This is a genomic window from Flavobacterium sp. W22_SRS_FP1 (assembly GCF_052113685.1).
Classification (GTDB): domain Bacteria; phylum Bacteroidota; class Bacteroidia; order Flavobacteriales; family Flavobacteriaceae; genus Flavobacterium.
In genome coordinates this window covers 18,079-36,053 of record NZ_JBGQOE010000011.1, presented here as the reverse complement: position 1 = coordinate 36,053, position 17,975 = coordinate 18,079, and the positions used below count along the sequence as shown (strand labels likewise).

Here is a 17,975-nt window from a genome sequence, read left to right as displayed (position 1 = left end):
GCAATCTACTGTTTACAAAAGAGATGATTTTTTAACTTTAAAAAACCAAACGTATGAAGCTCCCAAAAGAATTATACAACGGCGTCATTATTTTGATTGGAATTAGCCTCTATTTTATGTTGATGGAGATTTTAGGACTTGCTAATTTATATTACTTACGCCTATTTAATGTTTTATTTGTCTTTTACGGCACTAACAGGACGCTGAGGATGAACTACAAACGGGGCAAGAACCTTTTTGCCAGCAACGCCTTTTCCGCGTTGGCTACTTCTTTACTAGGTGTGTTTTTAAGTGTTCTCGCATTAATTGCTTACAGCTATTTTCAAGGTGGTGATGCTTACCTGGAATCATTGTCTAAAACCTTTTTATTTGGTGGAGACCCATCAATTATGACGTACAGCATTAGTTTACTTTTTGAAGGAATCGTATCCGCTGTAATAATTTCATTTATGCTGCTGTTGTATTGGGACAACCATCTTAAAAATGATTAACAATCCTTATCAAAATTACAGTAGTTATTCGTTTTTCAACAGTATTATATTGCTTCTTTAGAACAATTTGATTGGTCGTTCAAAAAGGTGCAATCAATTAAATACACAATTGGACAACAGAAGAAGTTATTGCAATCTATAACAAACCTATGATGGACTTGCTTTAGAAAGCAGCTAGCATACATAGAGAACGTTACGATCCAAACGTAGTTTAGGTTTCAATATTATTGTCTATGAAAATAGCTGGTTGTCCAGAAGATTGCGGTTATTGCTCACAAGCCGCAAGATACCACACTTCTTTGAAAGGCAACGACTTAATGTCTGTTAGCCAGGTAAAAGCCCAAGCATTACGAGCATAATGCCCAAAACTCAAGTTTGTCTCGCCGCAGAAAGGATAAATATGAGTCGTAAAGATCATGCCATGTGCTTTTTTGCAGGTGACAATTCAATTTTTGCAGGTGACAAACTACTGACCACTCCAAACCAAGATGTCAATGAAGACATGAAAAATGTTTGAAATGTTAGGTTTAATTCCTCAAAAAACATTTACTAAAGTTTCAGTATCCTCGAGTGTTGAAGCTAGTGATTCTAAATTTCTACCTTTAGCAGAGAAACCAAAATGGCGACGTCCTGGATACACCGTTGAAAGGAACTGTGAAGCCTCAACTATAAAAATAAGTTTTGAACAGGTATAAAAAACCATTCGTTAATCCGAACGGGGGTTTTTAAGGGCTAGACACTTATTTCCGCTACATTAATAAATTATCTTTTTAGTAATGAATTTCCCGTTTTGTAACACGACCTTAACCCACAATATCTGGCGGCTTGACATCAAATCTAATATCCTTAATTCCTGGCTATCAACATTTCCTTTCTCGCAAACCTTCCTAGCTGTTGTGTCAAATATTACAACTTTATCAATGGCATCGGCCGTAGAAGTAATTATTAACTGTTTGTTTTTATTTGAAACTACTACTTGATTTTCCAATGTCGTTTCAAAATCAGTTAATTCTAATGTTTTATTAGCATAACTCAATACAAAACGATCATTGAAAGTCCCCTTCCCTGACGAAAATGTATAAGCATTGGTTTTTAAGTTGGTAAACGTTTTGCTGAGCTTGTCTTCTAAAAACACTTCCATCGCAATTAATAGTCCATCAGTCTTATCAATAGATATTGTGAAGTCTCCCTCAATTGCTGAACTAAAACCCAATGAAACAGTATCTGCTTCCGGAATAGGCAGTGCCCTGCCCTGAATAGTCAAAAGGCTGTCGTTATTAATGCTGTAAAAGTCGACATAAGCGTTTCCGTTGATACTGACAGCATCAAACCCCCGATCATAATTATTGGTCGCTCCGTTGACGTATCCTATCAATGTCTGTTTAAACGCACCTTGGGTATTGGACAGGTTGAGCCAAATTCTGCTTTTTACTGTCTCATTCGTAGTGGTCACTTTAGATGTTTTGGAACCAGATGCAGATCTTAAAAATTGCGAGTTATCAAGGATCTCTCCTACTTTAGTCAACCTCATGCTGTTCGTAAATCTAGCAGTACCTCCCTGACTGCTTCCAATAGCAATAAACGATTGTCCAGCAGCAATTTTCGACGAAGCAACTCCCCCTGTTAAAGAAGTACCAACACCTCCTGTTAACGTATATGCAGCATAATCACCGGTGGTATATGCATAAGCACCTGAACCTGCTGTCCCAACAGTAATACTTCCTGCTAATTTTATCTCTGATTTGTGAGTCCAAAAATACAATGTTCCTTCAAGAGCAGCTTTATTAGCTTCTAAAAAAGCATCTGCGGCTATAGCGGAAGGATATGGGTTTCCTATCAGATTTGATTTGCTGGCGGTTATGTTTACATCAGTAATACCATTGTTTGGCAGTCCTTTAAATGTGGCCGTTCTAGCCGAGCTTTGTCCACTGGCAAGGCCAGCTCCAGCACCCCTAACGATATATCCTATTCCGTTTAACATCTCGGTAGTAGTGAATGCTTTTACCCATGAGTTCCCTGCGGCGTTAAACGAATAGTATAAAGTACCTGTTTGTATTGCTCTCAATTCAGCTCCGGTAACCGGTGACGACCAATAGACGTAATCCGTGTCTAATATAGGAGTCGTCTTTCTTTTGTATGTAATACTACCTAAATTGGCAGCGGCATCATTTATTTGAACCAAACTGGCATTGTTTTCGAAAGTTAATGTTCCTGTGCCTAATACTTCCACTTGATTAGTTATTTTTAAGGTATGTCCTGAGTTAGGATCCACCGATTCAAAAACCACATTCACACCCGTATTCACTTGGCAAGAACATCCTTCTAAAATTCCAATAGAATTATAAGGTGCATCAAAAATAATTTTGTCAATACTTGTCGGTTCGCTCGGCGACCATGAATTTCCATTCCAAGTTGAGACAACTGGAGCTGCTGTTATTACGCAATTAGTAACAGAAGAAAGACAGCCTTTAATATTCTTTATCTTTACATTATACGTTCCCGGAGATAAATCTGTTTTGACATTACTAACCTGGTATTTATTCCCATTATCAAAACTATATAAGTCCGTTGCACTCTGTGCGGTGACGGCTATTGTACCAAAACTTACATTACAGTCTGGGTTTGTAGTAGTTATTTGTGGAGTTGTTAACAAAGGTAGAAAGGTTAATAATCTTACTTTTGAAAAACTACTAACACTACAGTTCCCTCCTGTTCTACTAAACAAAACATCAACACGATATTTAGCAGATTCTGCAGGAGTACCACTAAGTATATTAAGCGTAGGCGTAGCTGCACCCAAAAAATGTATTCCATCAACTACGTTATCCCAAGACCCTGATGCCGCTTGACTTTTCCATTGGTACGAAATCATTCCATTTAAGGGGTTAGAAACTTCAGCAGTATAAGAATAATTCGACCCATAGCAAAGTGTAACATCCACTATTGATTGGTTAGGCGTGAGCGTTGGTGAAATTATATTAGTTATTTCATTTACTGAGAGTATCACTGGAGATGATGTAAGACTGCAACTTCCATTAGAAACCACAACTTGGTATTGTGTTCCGTTAGGCGATAACGTAGTCCCCACATTCTTAAGTCGAATTTCATCTTGACTTGGAATAGAATAAGTAACATTATCCTCGGCAGGAATTGAAATAAATGCTTGATCTATATTAGGCCTTTTTCGTTGCCATGTATAAGTCAGAATACCTGTTCCCGATGCTACTACTTTAAAACTAACAATGCTTCCCTCACAATCCAACTGGCTTATTGGTTGAGCCGTAATTGTAGGCGAAGAGTTTACTATTACCGTTACTGGTTTAATATCAAAACATCCTGCTGCTGCGGTTCCTTTTATGTAGTAGGTTCCTGCTGTAGCTGCTGTTGGTGTTGTGTAAGCTATTGTTGCTGCTGAATTCGTCCAAAACGTATATGTCAAACTAGGGGTACTTCCTGAAGTAACCACTGATGAAGTAAGGTCAACCGTTGATGGTGCACATACTGCTGCTGGGTTGGTAATCGTTACAGTTGGTGTTGGATTAACTGTTACCGAAATAGTTGTAGTGTGCGAGAATACAGTTGTTCCAAAATAAGTAGTACAAGTCAAAGAAGCTGAGTAATTTCCGATTTGGGTTGTCGTAAAACTATAGTCTTGAAGGTTACTAGTTAAGACGCTACTATTTGGGTCGGTTACATACCACGAGTATGCTACTCCCGTAGTTGAACCGCCAGAAGTTGTCGTACCAATGGATCCAGTAGAGGCTCCTATTAAGTTAATTGAACTCCCACTGCAAACTGCTGATTTTGATGAAGGGTTTGCATTTAAAGTACCACCAGAATTCATTAATAGTGTGAAATCAGGTAGACTTCCTCCTCCATTACATTTAGAATACGCTGTACTACCAATATAGATTACTTGATTTGCAGAACACCCTGAAGCTACATCTAATCCTTCTTTTGACACTTCAAGATAAGCGGATGTAGGTAATTTTAAATTCAGTTTGCCGTTAAATTCAATAAAGCCTCCTGAGGGTGCAGGAGTAACATAAATTTTTGGAGTAATTATATTAAAATCCACCCCTCCAGAACTATTATCTCCATTTAGTTGGAGAGTTCCTGTTATAGTCAGTACTCCTATAGTTTGTGTTGTAATTGTTGTACTTAAAGCTATCGTATGCCCAGCTTGAATCAAAACTGCATAACTTCCTGCTATTTGCCCGGGATAATTTGTTGCAGGCGTCCAAGTAAGGGGCGAAACATTTGTACAGGTTTGCCAACTACCGGGAGTTATCCAATTTCCAGTAATATTTACATTAGAACGATAATCCCCAATCGATTGCCCAACAACTGCAGCCTGAACAAATAACAATAAAAAAGCCAAAAAGATCTTTTTTACAGAATGCCCAAAAACAAAAAAATCCCCGAAACTTTTTATTTTCAAAAAAATTAAATTGATGATAAATATCGTTTTTTGTCTGTAAAATTTCTTCATAAAAAAAATTGATTAAGTTGTCAACCGTCCTGAACTGGTCCTTACCTGCGTAGGAAAAATACATTACGCACACAAAATAAATTCAAAATTCTATAAGAAAATTACGCTTTAACAATAAAACCGTTAAACGGCATATATATCTGTTGCAAAGTACTTAACACGCGCATTAACATTATTTTTTTATACGTTTTATCCTGTTTTATAAAAACCAATTAACAAGAAATAATTCCTAAATCACAAACTCTCCCCTTTTTAGACTAAGTCTTAAAAATAAATTTTTCACTACTTTACAAATACTTTAATTAACACTCCTCTATGTCAATAATAGCATACTTATTTAAAAACAAAAAACCCATTACTTTTAGGTAATGGGTTTGTGCTACTGCAATTTATTTTTTTATAAACTATAAAATAATTTTTTTGGTGATTATTTCTCCGTTTTGCAATATCACCTTAACTATTAAAGCTTGGTTATTTATTAAAATCAAGTCCGACACCTTTAAATCGGTTTCATTAACATTTTTGTTACTAAACACTTGCTTCCCTAGAAAATCATAAATCAACACTTTGTCTATTATTTCTTCTGAAGATTTAATTACTATCTCCTTATTTTTATTATAAATTAAAACCCCAAATTTCTTCTCGTCAATATTATCAATAACTTCTAATGTTCTATTAGCATAACTCAATACAAAACGATCATTGAAAGTCCCTTTTTCGGTGGTAAAAGTATAAGCACCCTTTTTTAGGTTATGAGCAGTATTCGTTAATTTATCCTCTAAAAAAACATCCATAGTAGATAAGGCTCCATCGGTTTTATCAATTGAGATACTGAAATCTCCAACAATAGTCGAACTATATCCAAGTGGTACAGTATCAGTTTCCTGGATAGGAAGTGCTCTACCTTCAATAGTTAAACGACTAGTATTATTAATACTGTAAAAATTGATAAAACTGTTCCCGTTAAAGCTCAATGCATCATAACCTCTATCATAATTATTGGTTGCCCCGGTCATGTAGCCTAATAGCATTTGCTTGAAAGCGCCTTGAGTATTGGTTAAATTTAACCAAATTCTACTTTTCTCTATTTTATTTGTGGAAGTTGTTTTTTCTGTTTTCGAAGCAGAAGCCGGTTTCAAAAAAACACTGTTATCTAGGATTTTATCACCGTCCAGTCTCATACTATTAACAAACTTAGCTTGCCCTCCAATAGTAGAGCCCCTAGCAAAAAAACTTTGGCCTGCTGCAATACTACCTGTCACTGAATTAGTTCCTCCTACTTTAGTAAAGGGTGTGTAATCATCTGATGTATAGGCATACGCTCCAGAACCAGCTTTGCCGGGGTCAATTCCTGATGCTAACTGTATCGCTGATTTATGTGTCCAAAAATACAATGTTCCTTCAAGAACATCTGTCGGCCCTTCAAGAACGTCGGTATTTGCTTCTAAAAAAGCGTTCCCATCTATAGCCGATGGATAAGGATTCCCAATTAGATTGTTTTTACTAGCTACTATGCTTACTGGGATGACACCATTATTAGGTACTCCAACAAAGTTAGCCGTTAAAGTAACATTACCCGTGTCAAACCATGTACCTGCACCTCTAACAATATATCCTTTACCAGTATTCATTATTGTATTAGCATTAGCATTTGCCCATGAATTTCCTGAACCATTAAAGGAATAATATAAAGTACCCGTTTGTATAGCTTTCAAAGCAGCTCCGTTAACTGGTGATGACCAATAAACATAATCTGTTTTTAAGATTTCAGGAGTAGTTCTGTTATATATTATACTTCCTGAATTACTAGCGTTGTCATTTATTTGAACTAAACTAGCGTTGTTTTCAAAAATAAGAGTCCCACGCACCTCCAGATCATTAACAATTTTCATTGTTTTTCCAGCTTTAATAGTAACCTCTTTACTTCCGGTAACCAAACAAGAGCAACCATTTACATCGGCATCCTCATTATAGTTATCAGTAAACACAATCTTTTGATCAGTTGTTGTAAGTCCTTTATCCCAAGAGCCGTTACTCCAAGTATTGGTAATAACAGTAGCGGCCTTTATTTTAATATTTGAAGTAGCGTCTGACGTACAGCCTGAATCATTAGTCACTGTAAAGTTATAAGTATCTTCTGTCAAACCATTAATTGTTATACTGCTGCCATTCCCTGAAATTCCTCCCGGATTAATAGTCCAGTTTCCTGATGGTAATTTAGTCAATACTACACTTCCAGTTGGAGTAATACAATCTGGTTGAGTTGGTGTTTCAGGTGTAGGTGGGGCAGGTGTTACTGGCTGCGCATCAATAACCACATCCTCTGAAGCTGGAGAACCACAAATTGCACTTGGAAATAATTGAGATTGTGGAATTATTTCTTTTGCCTGACTTGTGCTGTTCCAAAATAACTTAGAAACCGCTTCTCCAGCATTTTCATAATATTCTAAAACAATGTCATATTTTACGCCCGCAGTAAGACTAATAGTTCCCGTATTATCTTTTACAGGATAGATATTCCAATCATTAATGATTGGAACACCATTTACTCGAAGCCTGACACCATCATCACTTCTTGTTGTAAATGTGTAGCTTTCGCTGTAAAGCGGCTGCACTTGACCCGACCATCTTACGAAAAAATTATCGGTACCAATTGGCGCGGCTGGATTTACCCTTTCCCAATCGAAAGCAACTGTAGCGTCTGTACGGGTTAATGTGGGTGAGGTAGTTGGAAATGTCGGATTACTAGCGCTAGTTATAGAAGAAGTACTGTTAAAATATTCCCCTTTTAATCCCGTCCCATTATTTGCACCAATTACTGAATAGGTGTATTTACCAGGATAAAGTCCTGAAATTGTTGTACTTGTTCCTGTTCCTGTAGTTGTTATACCTCCAGGATACTGTGTCAATGCCCATTCGGGAGGCATACCGTTTAAAACTACACTTCCTGTTCCTACAGTACATGTAGGTTGTGTAATTGTTCCTACTATTGGTGCAGTAATAGCTGCATTTACTGTTACCACCGCATTACCAGTCATATCTGCTGTACAACCTCCATTTGTCGCTTTAACGGTATAAGTTCCTGCAGCAATTTGATTACCAAAACTGATGGCACTTCCTGTACCTGAAAACGCAGAACCAACTGTTGAGGTGCCATTGTACAATTGATAATTTACACCGTTGTGTGAATTTGCAAGACCAACGGCAACTCCTGCACCACCGGCACAATAACTGCCACCGCCAGTAACGGAATAATTAGATGGTCCACTAACAATATACGTAATAATTACTTGGCCGTTGGCACCATTACCAGACTGGTTTTCTTCTGAAATTTCACCACCTTTTCCACCACCACCACCTCCTGGTGCCGTCCCGTTATTTCCTGCAGATTTCTTATTTCCTCCATCTCCGCCTCCAAGAGCGCCACCTGTTTGTTTATTAGCGTTTGAAGCTGTTGCCCCGCTACCACCACCACCACCGCCTTCATTATCTTTATTACCAACCCTATCCGAACCGTTACCGCCTGATTTACTGCCTGCACCATAAGCACCGCTAATAGGGCCACCAGTACCTCCTTTATCTTCATCTGTGATTGTACCACCACCTGCAGTTACTAAACTCAAATAGTTATAACTAGAATCACCTCCATTTACCCCTGGTTTTTGTTTTGCATCAGTAATAATGCCACCAACACCAACTGTAAAATCAATTTTATCGCCCTCTGAAACAGCATAAGTGTTTGTAACATATCCGCCGCCGCCGCCGCCGCCTCTTGCATCTCTGTTTTTTGCCCCTCCACTGGCACCACCACCCCAAGCTTGAATTGTTAAACTTGTAACGCAAGAAGGTACTGTAAAGGTGCCGGATGAAGTGAATGTTTTTGTTGAAGTATTCCGATCAATGTACGACCTTAAGGCTAACAAAATGCCGCCATTTCTTTCATCATTATTGTTGGATAAATTGGCAGTACCTTCTCCTGTTGCCCCTGGTGTTGTTTTAATTGCCCAAGAACCACCGACAGACGTGTCCTGTCCATTATTATTTTCTACATCAAATAATTCCGTAAGAGTGCCAGGAGAAGTATTGGTATTCCAATTTGAATATGAACGATTATTCCCAACTTGTCCTAGCATTACAATTGCTGCATTTGCAGAAATGGTAGTTATAGAAGTGGCTGTTACAGTCCTACTATCGTCAGTGTTAATTGTACCAGGAGTAACGTCAAAAGGGCTTAATTTATCTACGCCTGAAAAAGCGATGATCGCACCTGATGAACTGTTAGTTCCTGAATTTAATGTAAAATTATATTCAGTTACTAGTACATCAGCAGAAACAGCAATCTTATACAATACCGTTCCTCTCATGCGATTATCGCCAAGATTCCCTCCCGCGATTAAAGTCCATCCTATACTTGAGACATTGACTGAAAGATTACTATTATTATCGCTCTCTGAAAAATTAGCAAGCATTAAATCACCTACCGCTATTCCTTCAGGTTTACTAATGGTTAAATTAGAGTTTGTACCTGCGGCAGTTGTCGCGTCCCCGCGTTGCGCAATTTGCCCAAAACTAATAGTACCAACTAGCATCACGCAAATAAAAAGGAATAAATTAGTTGTTCTTGATATACAAAAAAGAGCATTCGTAGGGTAATTTTTCTTCATGGGATAATTATTGATTCGGGGGCAAAATCTATGTAGGAGCTTTGTTTTTATAACAAAAACTAAAGTGCCTCAGCGACAAACATATGCCATAAAATACCTACACGAAATAAATATCGCTCATCACCTCTTTTTAACGATAAACTACATCTTTTGACATTTTAAACCACTTATATCTGATCTTTTAAGCGCAAATTAATTCCTAACTTATTGATAACAAAAACGATAATACACTATTTCAGCACCCATTTTGCCCATTTTTTAGACATTACTACAAGGTGTTTAGTACAAAACAAAAACGCTATACATTAGATAAAAGCACTCAAGTAACCTTGTTTGATAAATCAATTAAAAAACCGAAATTTGAATCAAATAATTTCAAATTATAACCCAGCATGAACGACGTATATTCCATAAAAGACGCTATTAAAAAAATAGAACACTATTGTGCGTATCAGGACCGTTGTCATCAGGAAGTAGAGTCTAAACTGCGATCTATGAAAATGGACTCAGATGAAATTGATCAGATTATTGCGCATCTTATTAACGATAATTTCCTTAACGAAGAGCGTTTTGCCTGCAGTTTTGCCCGGGGAAAACACCGCATAAAATTCTGGGGGACGATCCGGATTACAAATGAGCTTAAATTCAGAAAAATAAACTCTCGCTTGATTACCACAGCGCTGAAAGAAATCACTCCTGAAGAATACTTAGAAACTTTTCATAAACTAGCAGACAGAATTTGGGAAAATAGCTCCGAAAAAAATGCTTTAAAAAAGAGAAAAAAATTTTGTGATAACTTATTACGAAAAGGTTTTGAGAGTAATTTAGTCTATGAAAAAGTTAAAGAATTAGAAGGAATGGAACGCGAATAAGACGGGTTTTATTTTTAAACATATAAGTCATATGAGTATTTATAAAAATGCAGTTAAACTGCTCGTCTGTAAATAGTAAAAGACCAAATAAGTGCGAAATAAAAATTGAAACGAAAATCTGCATTAAGAATAAAGGGGATGCTAATGAGACATCTTTTATTTTTAAACATAAAAGCCATGTAAGTTTTTATAAAAATGCACTTAAACTGCTCGTCTTTAAATAATAAAAGACCAGATAAGTGCGAAATAAAAATTGAAACGAGGATTTAAATTAAGAATAAAGGGAAGGCGAATCAGACAGATTTTATTTTTAAACATAGAAGTCATAGAAGTTTTTATAAAAATGTCGCTAAAGAAGTACAGTCTGTAGAGTAAATGGCACGCGGATGACACCGATATTGCGGATCAAAACGGATTTTTTTTAAATCAGTGAAAATCATTCGAATCTGTGGCCAAAAATAGCACTGAGATATTTACTTCTAAAATCATTGCCAATCTTTTAAATCTAAGATGAAAAAATAAAAACGCTCAGCAATTGCAACAGTTTGCTAATTTCTTCTTCCGAATTATAACTGTGTAAACAAAAACGAAGTCGTTCCTGCCCTTCGGGAACCGTTGGCGAAAGTATCGCTTTCACATCAAATTCTTTTTCTTGAAGTTTTTGAGCTATGGATGTAACATTTTCATTCCCCGGAATGATGGCGTATCGTATTGCTGATTTACTGTGTACAAAAAGTGGTTTTAAACTCAATAGGTTTTTCTACTTCGAAAAGGCTTCCAAAGTCAGTTGGTTTATGAGAAAGTAAAAGACTTAGAAGTTAGTTGGCAGTAATCCATCGCTATACTTTTGACTGTTTTTAAGCCATCAAATCTCATTACTCAATCTCTCCTTTCCTCTTTGTTCCTATTGAGGAAATCTATAAAACTTAAATTAGTTTTGAACTATATTTATTGCTTTAGAATAATTTATTATTGTTTATCAATAATTTTTATATATTTGTAAAAAATTAGTTATGAAAAAATTAAACTTTTTAAAAGCAATTGTTGATTTTGTTTGGATTATGGCTTTAATCAGCATTCCATTTTTAGTGTTTTTCATCGGCTATTTAGTGTTTTCAAAGAACCCTATCGACTTTCCGATAGAGATGAATGGAATCGAAATTACGGTTTTGGATCGGAATGCGAAGCTGGCTTTATTTTTTGCAACAGCATCTTATATCATAATCTTATATAGTTTGTTTTTATTTCGAAAACTACTTCGCTTATTTCAATTAAAAATTATTTTTGACGAAACAACTATCTTCTATTTGAATAGAATTGGTAGGTTATTTATTATTTCCGGTCTATTATCCGGGATTCCTGCTTTCTTTTTTAAATTAGCAGAACGCGAAATAAAAATAGAAATTGGATCAGATTCTTTGCTATATCTTATTTCTCTTGGATTATTTTTTATGGTTTTAAGCGAAGTTTTTAAAATCGCCAAAACCATGAAAGAAGAAAACGAACTAACGGTTTAATTATGGCTATAATAATCAATGTTGACGTGATGCTTGCGAAGCGAAAGATGCGTTCCAATGAATTAGCAGAACGAATTGGTATTACTACGGCCAATCTTTCGATTTTAAAAACTGGAAAAGCTAAGGCAGTTCGGTTTTCGACTTTGGAAGCGATTTGTGAAGTGCTGGAATGCCAGCCGGGAGATATTATGGAGTTTGTGAAGGAATAAATCTCAAAAATTACTTTGCGTCTACGAGCCTTGGAATAACAAAAAAAGTCCCGCACCGCTGCGGGACTTTTTAATTATATAGTGGTTGTCTATCTAAAATTATATTGTACTCCAAACAATAAATTCCCTTTTGGCATAGGAACTAAATTTGTTTCTGTATACTCCGTGTTGAAAATATTATTAGCAAACAAAGACAACTCAAAAGCATGTAAAGTATAGGAAGCACCCAAATCTACTACTGAATACGAAGCTCCAGCAGTTCGTTCCGAATAACGATACGAAATCGTATTGCTGAAATTTTTCAAGAATTGCATATTGTAACTCCCCACAAACTGATGCTTTAGTGAATTCAAAGAATACTGGGAGAACGTATAGGTACTTTCTTCTATATCATTCTGAATAAAAGAATAACCAAACTGTAGCTTTTGAGCAAATGAATTAAGAGTAAAGCTATAAAGCAGTTGTGTTTCAAAACCTTTGGTGGTGACATCTTGAATGTTTTGCGCTTGCCAAGGATCCGTAAGTTGCATTTTTACGTAATCAATTAAATGATCCGATTTGCGATTAAAGACCGCCGCAGACAAATTAAAATTAGAGGTATTCCATTTCAAACCAATTTCTTGCGAAAATGCTTTCTCAGGTTCTAAATTAGGATTCCCTATCGTATTTGGAGATTTATAATTCAAATCGGTAAAAGTTGGAATTCTGTAGGTATAACCCAAATTACCATATACTTTTAGATTATCAACCAATTGATATCCAACATCTATTCCTGGGAAAGCAAAAAACTTGAAGTCAGAAAAATAACTCACGGCTACTCCTGGAGTAATATCCAATTTTTTATTAAACAATTCCAAACGATGCTCTAAAAATAAAGTAGTTAGAAAACGGTTATTTTCCCCAAGATTATTACTCGAAAGAAGCACTTTAGCTGTTTCTATACCAAAACCAGTAACACCAATATTTGAGGTATATGATCCATTTAATTCTGCAGCAATTTTGTTTGAAATATGCAAATTCCTGTAAATAGACGGATTCTTTCTAATAAAGACATATTCGTCTTCATTACGTCTCCAATATAATTTGGGCTTCCAGGTAAAATTACCTTTTTTAATAACCGTTGAAAAACCAACTAAACTAGCCGTTGTTTCCTCATATTGCTCAATAGCGGCTGGAGTAGAATAAAAACCATTTGACCCGAATTTTTTGTCTGAAAGAGCAACCAACATCGTTATTGGCAATTTATTTTTATTAAAAACACTCTTCAACACAAAATTCTGATTGTCGAAATCTGTATTGTAACGATACCCGTTCGATGTGTTTTTTGAAAAATGCAAAATATGACTGCTTTCATTCAAATTAACTCCAGCGGCAACAGCAGCACTAACTTGACCATAAGAACCCGCCTGAAGACGAACTGATGCATCATTATCAAGTGAATCCTTTGTAACAATATTGACAGCGCCAGTAAAAGCATTTTGACCAAATACGCGACTTGCGGGCCCTTTTATAATTTCAATTCTCTTAATAACTTCAATCGGCAAAGCTAAATTCATCGAGTGATGTCCAGTTTGAGCGTCATCTACCTTGAATCCATCTATAAGTAGCAGCGTTTGATCAAAACTTCCGCCTCGTATATACAAATCTGCTTGCATACCACTAGTCCCGCGACGTCTTACATCAATACCTGCAATTTGCTGTAAAGCATCGGCAACATTTGTCACTCCAGATTTTTTTATATCCTCGGCAGTAATCAATTGAATGGTTCTAGAATTTTCCTTGAAAGGCAAATCAATCCTACTGGATGTAATAACCACTTCTTGTAGAGAATCTATTTTTTGCTTATTTTCCTGCGCATTTACTATCAAAGAAAAGATTAAAAGAAGGCCTAAAAAGTATTTATTTTTCATTTATTAAAGTGTTGAATTATTTTAAAACCTTGCAAAAGTAGTACCTTTCCGGACTACTAAAATAGTCCAGTTTCAAAATGATTGATAGTCCGGTTAATGCATTGTTAAAAAGCCTGATCCACTTTGATAAATCAAGTGCCAACCCTGTATATATACAAATTTCCCAACAACTCATCAATGCCATTCAGCGCAGTTATTTAGCAGGAGGCTCTTTATTGCCTGGAACTAGAATCTTTAGCCAATTAATAAATGTCCACCGAAACACAGCCGTCGCGGTATATGAGGAATTAGCTTCGCAAGGTTGGGTTGAAATAATTGCTAACAAAGGGACTTTTATAGCAGTTCCTGAACAAAGAACAGCTACAATAAAAGCGAGTTCGAACCGACTAGGAGACATTTATAATTTTGCAGAAACAACTGGGTTTCCCTTCCAGCCCTCTTTTCATTTATCATCTACACAAGAATTTTCAGAAGCGAAGTATGAACTAAATGATGGGCAACCCGATTTAAGGCTACATCCCATTCATGAATTTTCAAAATGGTATGGCACTTCCATGAAACGCAAATCATTGATTTCGAAATGGAATCAAAATAAAAAAACAAGCTATTCTGTATTTGAAAACCAGCTGTGTAATTATCTAAATGCTACAAGAGGACTTCACATAACGCCAAAAAACGTCATCAGTACAAGAAGTACAGAAATGAGTTTGTACATCATCTCGCAACTTTTAATTCGACCAAAAGATGTGGTTTTGGTTGGGGATTTGAGCAATTATGCTGCCAACATGATTTTTCAACAATCGGGTGCCATTATTAAAACAATCCCCATTGACGAACAAGGCTTAGATGTAGATTATATTAAAACCCATTTTGTAAAAGGCACCATTCGGACTGTTTATATTTGTGCCAATCGTGATTATCCTACCACTGTTTCATTAACAGTAGAACGTCGCCTAAAGCTGTTACAACTTGCAAAGGAATACCAGTTTGCCATTATAGAAGATGATTATGACTATGATTTTCAGTTTGAAGGCTTGGCTATGCTACCTATGGCCAGCTCAGATGCAAATGGAATGGTAATTTATTTGGGAAAGCTTGGACAATCTTTATTTCCGAGTTTTCAAACAGGATTTGTAGTAGCTCCAGAAAATTTAATTTCAGAAGCCAAGAACTATTTGCGAATGCTGGACCACCAAGGCGATTTAACACAAGAACAAATGCTATCCGAATTAATTTATGAAGGTGAAATTCATCGATTACTCAAAAAAAATATACTGGTCTATAAGCAAAGACGCGATTTTTTATACCAATGTCTTGAAGAAAATTTCAAAGACGCTATCCGTTTTAAAAAACCAACGGGTGGTCTTGCAATATGGTTACAGTTTAATACGGTAATTTCCTTGGTTCAACTTTCAGAACAGGCGCTACGCTACGATTTGTTTTTGCCCAAAACCATACTTTATCAAGACAAAAATACTTGCGCTATCCGTTTAGGCTTTGGCCATTTGAATGAAGAAGAAATAGAAATCGTAGTAAAAAAATTAAAACAGGCTTATGATTTGACCTTACAATAAAAAGGCACCTTACTATTGTTTATTTATTTTTAAAAATAATTTTGATTTGGCCTATTGTTTTTTTGCAACCACTTTTAATTCGAAATCAAATTACTTTGATAATAAAATACTTAAAAATTTACGAAAAGCTTTTCGTTTTATGACTTTATCAATGTTATGTTAAAAAACACTTAAAATTCATCTCTGAGGAATCTTACTATTGAATAGTTTTCTATTTTCGAACATTATGAAGCGAATTGCATCCTTATTCTTATTAGTATCGTTGTTTTACAATGTACTAGGATACTATTTACTGTTTGCCTTTCAAGAAGAGCAAGCATGGGTTTCTGCTATGGAAAAAACACCCCGTCTAGAATTTGAAGTAATAGAATTGAATGCCTCTTTGTACTCCTTTGTTGAAGACACCGATTTTGAGAACGTGAAAGAAAACATAATTATTGATAATAAAAGTTATCACATCTTCAAAAAAAGAATTCATAACAACATCCTTAGTTTATACTACCTACCCAATTCTCACCAAGATAATATAGGAAAAGATTTAAATGACATTGTAGATAATCAATTATTTAATAGTTCCTCTTCTAAAGAATCCCCAGTAAAGAAATTATTAAAATCAATTATTAAAGATTACTTACCCAACACAAGTTTAGCCCTTAACTATTCTCCAAGTTTAGATTTAGACTTGTGCGAATATACTACAGTTCCTAATCTAGCGATAAATGCAGGCTACTTGCATTCTCTTTATTCGCCTCCAAAATTTATTTAATATTTTATTTCTAGCAGCAGAACGATTTTGTAATTTGACACTATAGTGTAAAAACAATCGTGCCTTTTAATTAAATCAGCTTGATAAGGCACTATTATGCTTCTCAAATTATTAAACAAACCACTATTCTTTTTGTGATACTATGTCTTTTTTAATAAAAAAAATGACATATTTATTTGTATCAGACATTGTGATTTGCTTGTTTTCTATTTACAAAATCCTTTTACTGTTTTCCTTTGGTACTAGCTACCAAAGGGACAAACCTGCTTTTAATTTATAAAAAAATGAAAAATGAAAAAACAAAACTCATTCTATATCTATGTTATAGTACTAATTTCTACATTCTTACAAAATCAAACTAGTGTTGCACAGGGATGCGTTGCAATTAAAGGAAATGCAACAAGTTGTATGATGATACATCCTGACAGCACTAATGTTGCGGGCTGGCAATTATCCACTAGTGGCCGCTATTTTAGATCATTTAGGCATTTTTCTGGAACAGAAGAGAATAAACAAAGACTGATACAAAAAACAGAAGTTATAAATTACACTTCCGTTTTTAACCTTTCACTCACTAGAACCCTTAACAATAGATGGTCTATAATGATTGATATTCCTGTTTCAAATAATGTTCGGTCCTCTCTTTATGAACACGGTTTAGTAAATGGCGCCTATATAAAAAAAGAAAGACACTCTACGAGCTCCTTTGGAATAGGAGATATCAGATTTGCAGCTTACCGTTGGCTATTAGACCCTACAAAAAGCACAAAAGCAAACATACAATTAGGACTAGGGCTTAAATTACCAACAGGAGATTACAATTACAAAGATTACTCATATAACGTTGGTCCAAACGGAACGAAAGAATTACGCCCTGTAGATCAATCCATACAATTAGGCGATGGTGGAACTGGAATTACCTTTGAGTTAAATACATTTTACAATTTCATTGAGAACTTTGGAGTTTATGGTAACTTTTACTATTTAATAAACCCACGCGAGCAGAACGGAACGAGAACCTATAGAGAAACCTTATCCCCGAACTTAGCTAATGAAGCTATTATGAGTGTTCCAGATCAATATATGTTTAGAGCAGGATTTAATTATTCTTTCAGCCATATAAAAGGAGTATCACTTGCCGCTGGAACAAGAATAGAAGGCATACCGGTTTATGATCTAATAGGAGCTAGCGGTGATTTCCGTCGTCCTGGATACATTTGGTCAATAGAACCATCTGTTAATTACGACTATAAAAAAGTAACAGTGTTCGCATCAGTACCATTTGCAGTGGCAAGAAACCGCACACAAAGCGTTACTGACAAAGAGAACTCAGATATTCGTAGCACTCATGTGCAAGGCGACGCCGCATTTGCTGATTATACCATAAACGTAGGGGTATCAACTAGATTTTAAGAAGTACTAAGTTACTTTACGGCTGTACATAACTAAATAGAACTAGTCATTTAGGTCTATGCAATAA

10 protein-coding genes and 2 pseudogenes are annotated in these 17,975 nt (G+C 35.7%); 8 read left to right on the top strand and 4 right to left on the bottom strand.

All coding sequences use genetic code 11. From position 1 onward, the window contains the following. The first annotated feature begins 53 nt into the window (after positions 1–53). Together ACEN2H_RS08170 and ACEN2H_RS08165 are read left to right on the top strand one after the other, a co-directional pair. Positions 54–491: a hypothetical protein gene (locus ACEN2H_RS08170; RefSeq protein ID WP_441731840.1), complete on the top strand. Its 438-nt coding sequence runs from the start codon at positions 54–56 to the stop codon at positions 489–491. 149 nt (positions 492–640) lie between these two features. Beyond that, a pseudogene (locus tag ACEN2H_RS08165) lies at positions 641–1,186 on the top strand (hypothetical protein). A 59-nt stretch (positions 1,187–1,245) separates the two neighbouring features. Here the strand turns inward: ACEN2H_RS08165 and ACEN2H_RS08160 are convergent. Together ACEN2H_RS08160 and ACEN2H_RS08155 are read right to left on the bottom strand one after the other, a co-directional pair. Then, positions 1,246–4,872 (bottom strand): T9SS sorting signal type C domain-containing protein, encoded by a 3,627-nt coding sequence (locus ACEN2H_RS08160; protein WP_441731839.1) that lies wholly within the window; start codon positions 4,870–4,872, stop codon positions 1,246–1,248. Between the two features lie 515 nt (positions 4,873–5,387). Next, a complete protein-coding gene (locus ACEN2H_RS08155; protein WP_441731837.1) occupies positions 5,388–9,647 on the bottom strand; it encodes a PA14 domain-containing protein in 4,260 nt (1,419 codons plus the stop codon). Positions 9,648–10,039: 392 nt separating this feature from the next. On the opposite strand from ACEN2H_RS08155, the gene ACEN2H_RS08150 reads away from it, so the two are divergent. Further along, on the top strand, positions 10,040–10,519 hold the full coding sequence (locus ACEN2H_RS08150; RefSeq protein ID WP_441731836.1) for a regulatory protein RecX: 480 nt from the start codon (positions 10,040–10,042) through the stop codon (positions 10,517–10,519). A gap of 505 nt (positions 10,520–11,024) precedes the next feature. Here ACEN2H_RS08150 and ACEN2H_RS08145 read toward each other — a convergent pair. Beyond that, a pseudogene (locus ACEN2H_RS08145) lies at positions 11,025–11,279 on the bottom strand (aminotransferase class I/II-fold pyridoxal phosphate-dependent enzyme); the annotation flags it as partial. 253 nt (positions 11,280–11,532) lie between these two features. Between ACEN2H_RS08145 and ACEN2H_RS08140 the strand changes: the two are divergent. Both ACEN2H_RS08140 and ACEN2H_RS08135 read left to right on the top strand, forming a co-directional pair. Further along, positions 11,533–12,036, top strand: coding sequence for a DUF2975 domain-containing protein (locus tag ACEN2H_RS08140; RefSeq protein ID WP_441731835.1), 504 nt, complete (start codon positions 11,533–11,535; stop codon positions 12,034–12,036). Positions 12,037–12,038: 2 nt separating this feature from the next. Next, on the top strand, positions 12,039–12,245 hold the full coding sequence (locus tag ACEN2H_RS08135) for a helix-turn-helix domain-containing protein (protein WP_441731834.1): 207 nt from the start codon (positions 12,039–12,041) through the stop codon (positions 12,243–12,245). A gap of 89 nt (positions 12,246–12,334) precedes the next feature. Here the strand turns inward: ACEN2H_RS08135 and ACEN2H_RS08130 are convergent, their stop codons facing one another. Beyond that, entirely contained in the window at positions 12,335–14,155 is a 1,821-nt protein-coding gene (locus tag ACEN2H_RS08130) for a TonB-dependent receptor plug domain-containing protein (protein WP_441731833.1), read from the bottom strand. 77 nt (positions 14,156–14,232) lie between these two features. Here ACEN2H_RS08130 and ACEN2H_RS08125 point away from each other — a divergent pair, with 77 nt between their 5' ends. The 3 genes from ACEN2H_RS08125 (at position 14,233) to ACEN2H_RS08115 (ending at position 17,908) form a co-directional block, all read left to right on the top strand. Continuing rightward, the gene (locus tag ACEN2H_RS08125; protein ID WP_441731832.1) at positions 14,233–15,729 is read left to right on the top strand and encodes an aminotransferase-like domain-containing protein; all 1,497 of its coding nucleotides are present in this window, start codon (positions 14,233–14,235) and stop codon (positions 15,727–15,729) included. 226 nt (positions 15,730–15,955) lie between these two features. Further along, a complete protein-coding gene (locus tag ACEN2H_RS08120) occupies positions 15,956–16,495 on the top strand; it encodes a hypothetical protein (protein WP_441731831.1) in 540 nt (179 codons plus the stop codon). 291 nt (positions 16,496–16,786) lie between these two features. Then, the gene (locus ACEN2H_RS08115) at positions 16,787–17,908 is read left to right on the top strand and encodes a hypothetical protein (protein WP_441731830.1); all 1,122 of its coding nucleotides are present in this window, start codon (positions 16,787–16,789) and stop codon (positions 17,906–17,908) included. The last annotated feature ends 67 nt before the right edge of the window (positions 17,909–17,975 follow it).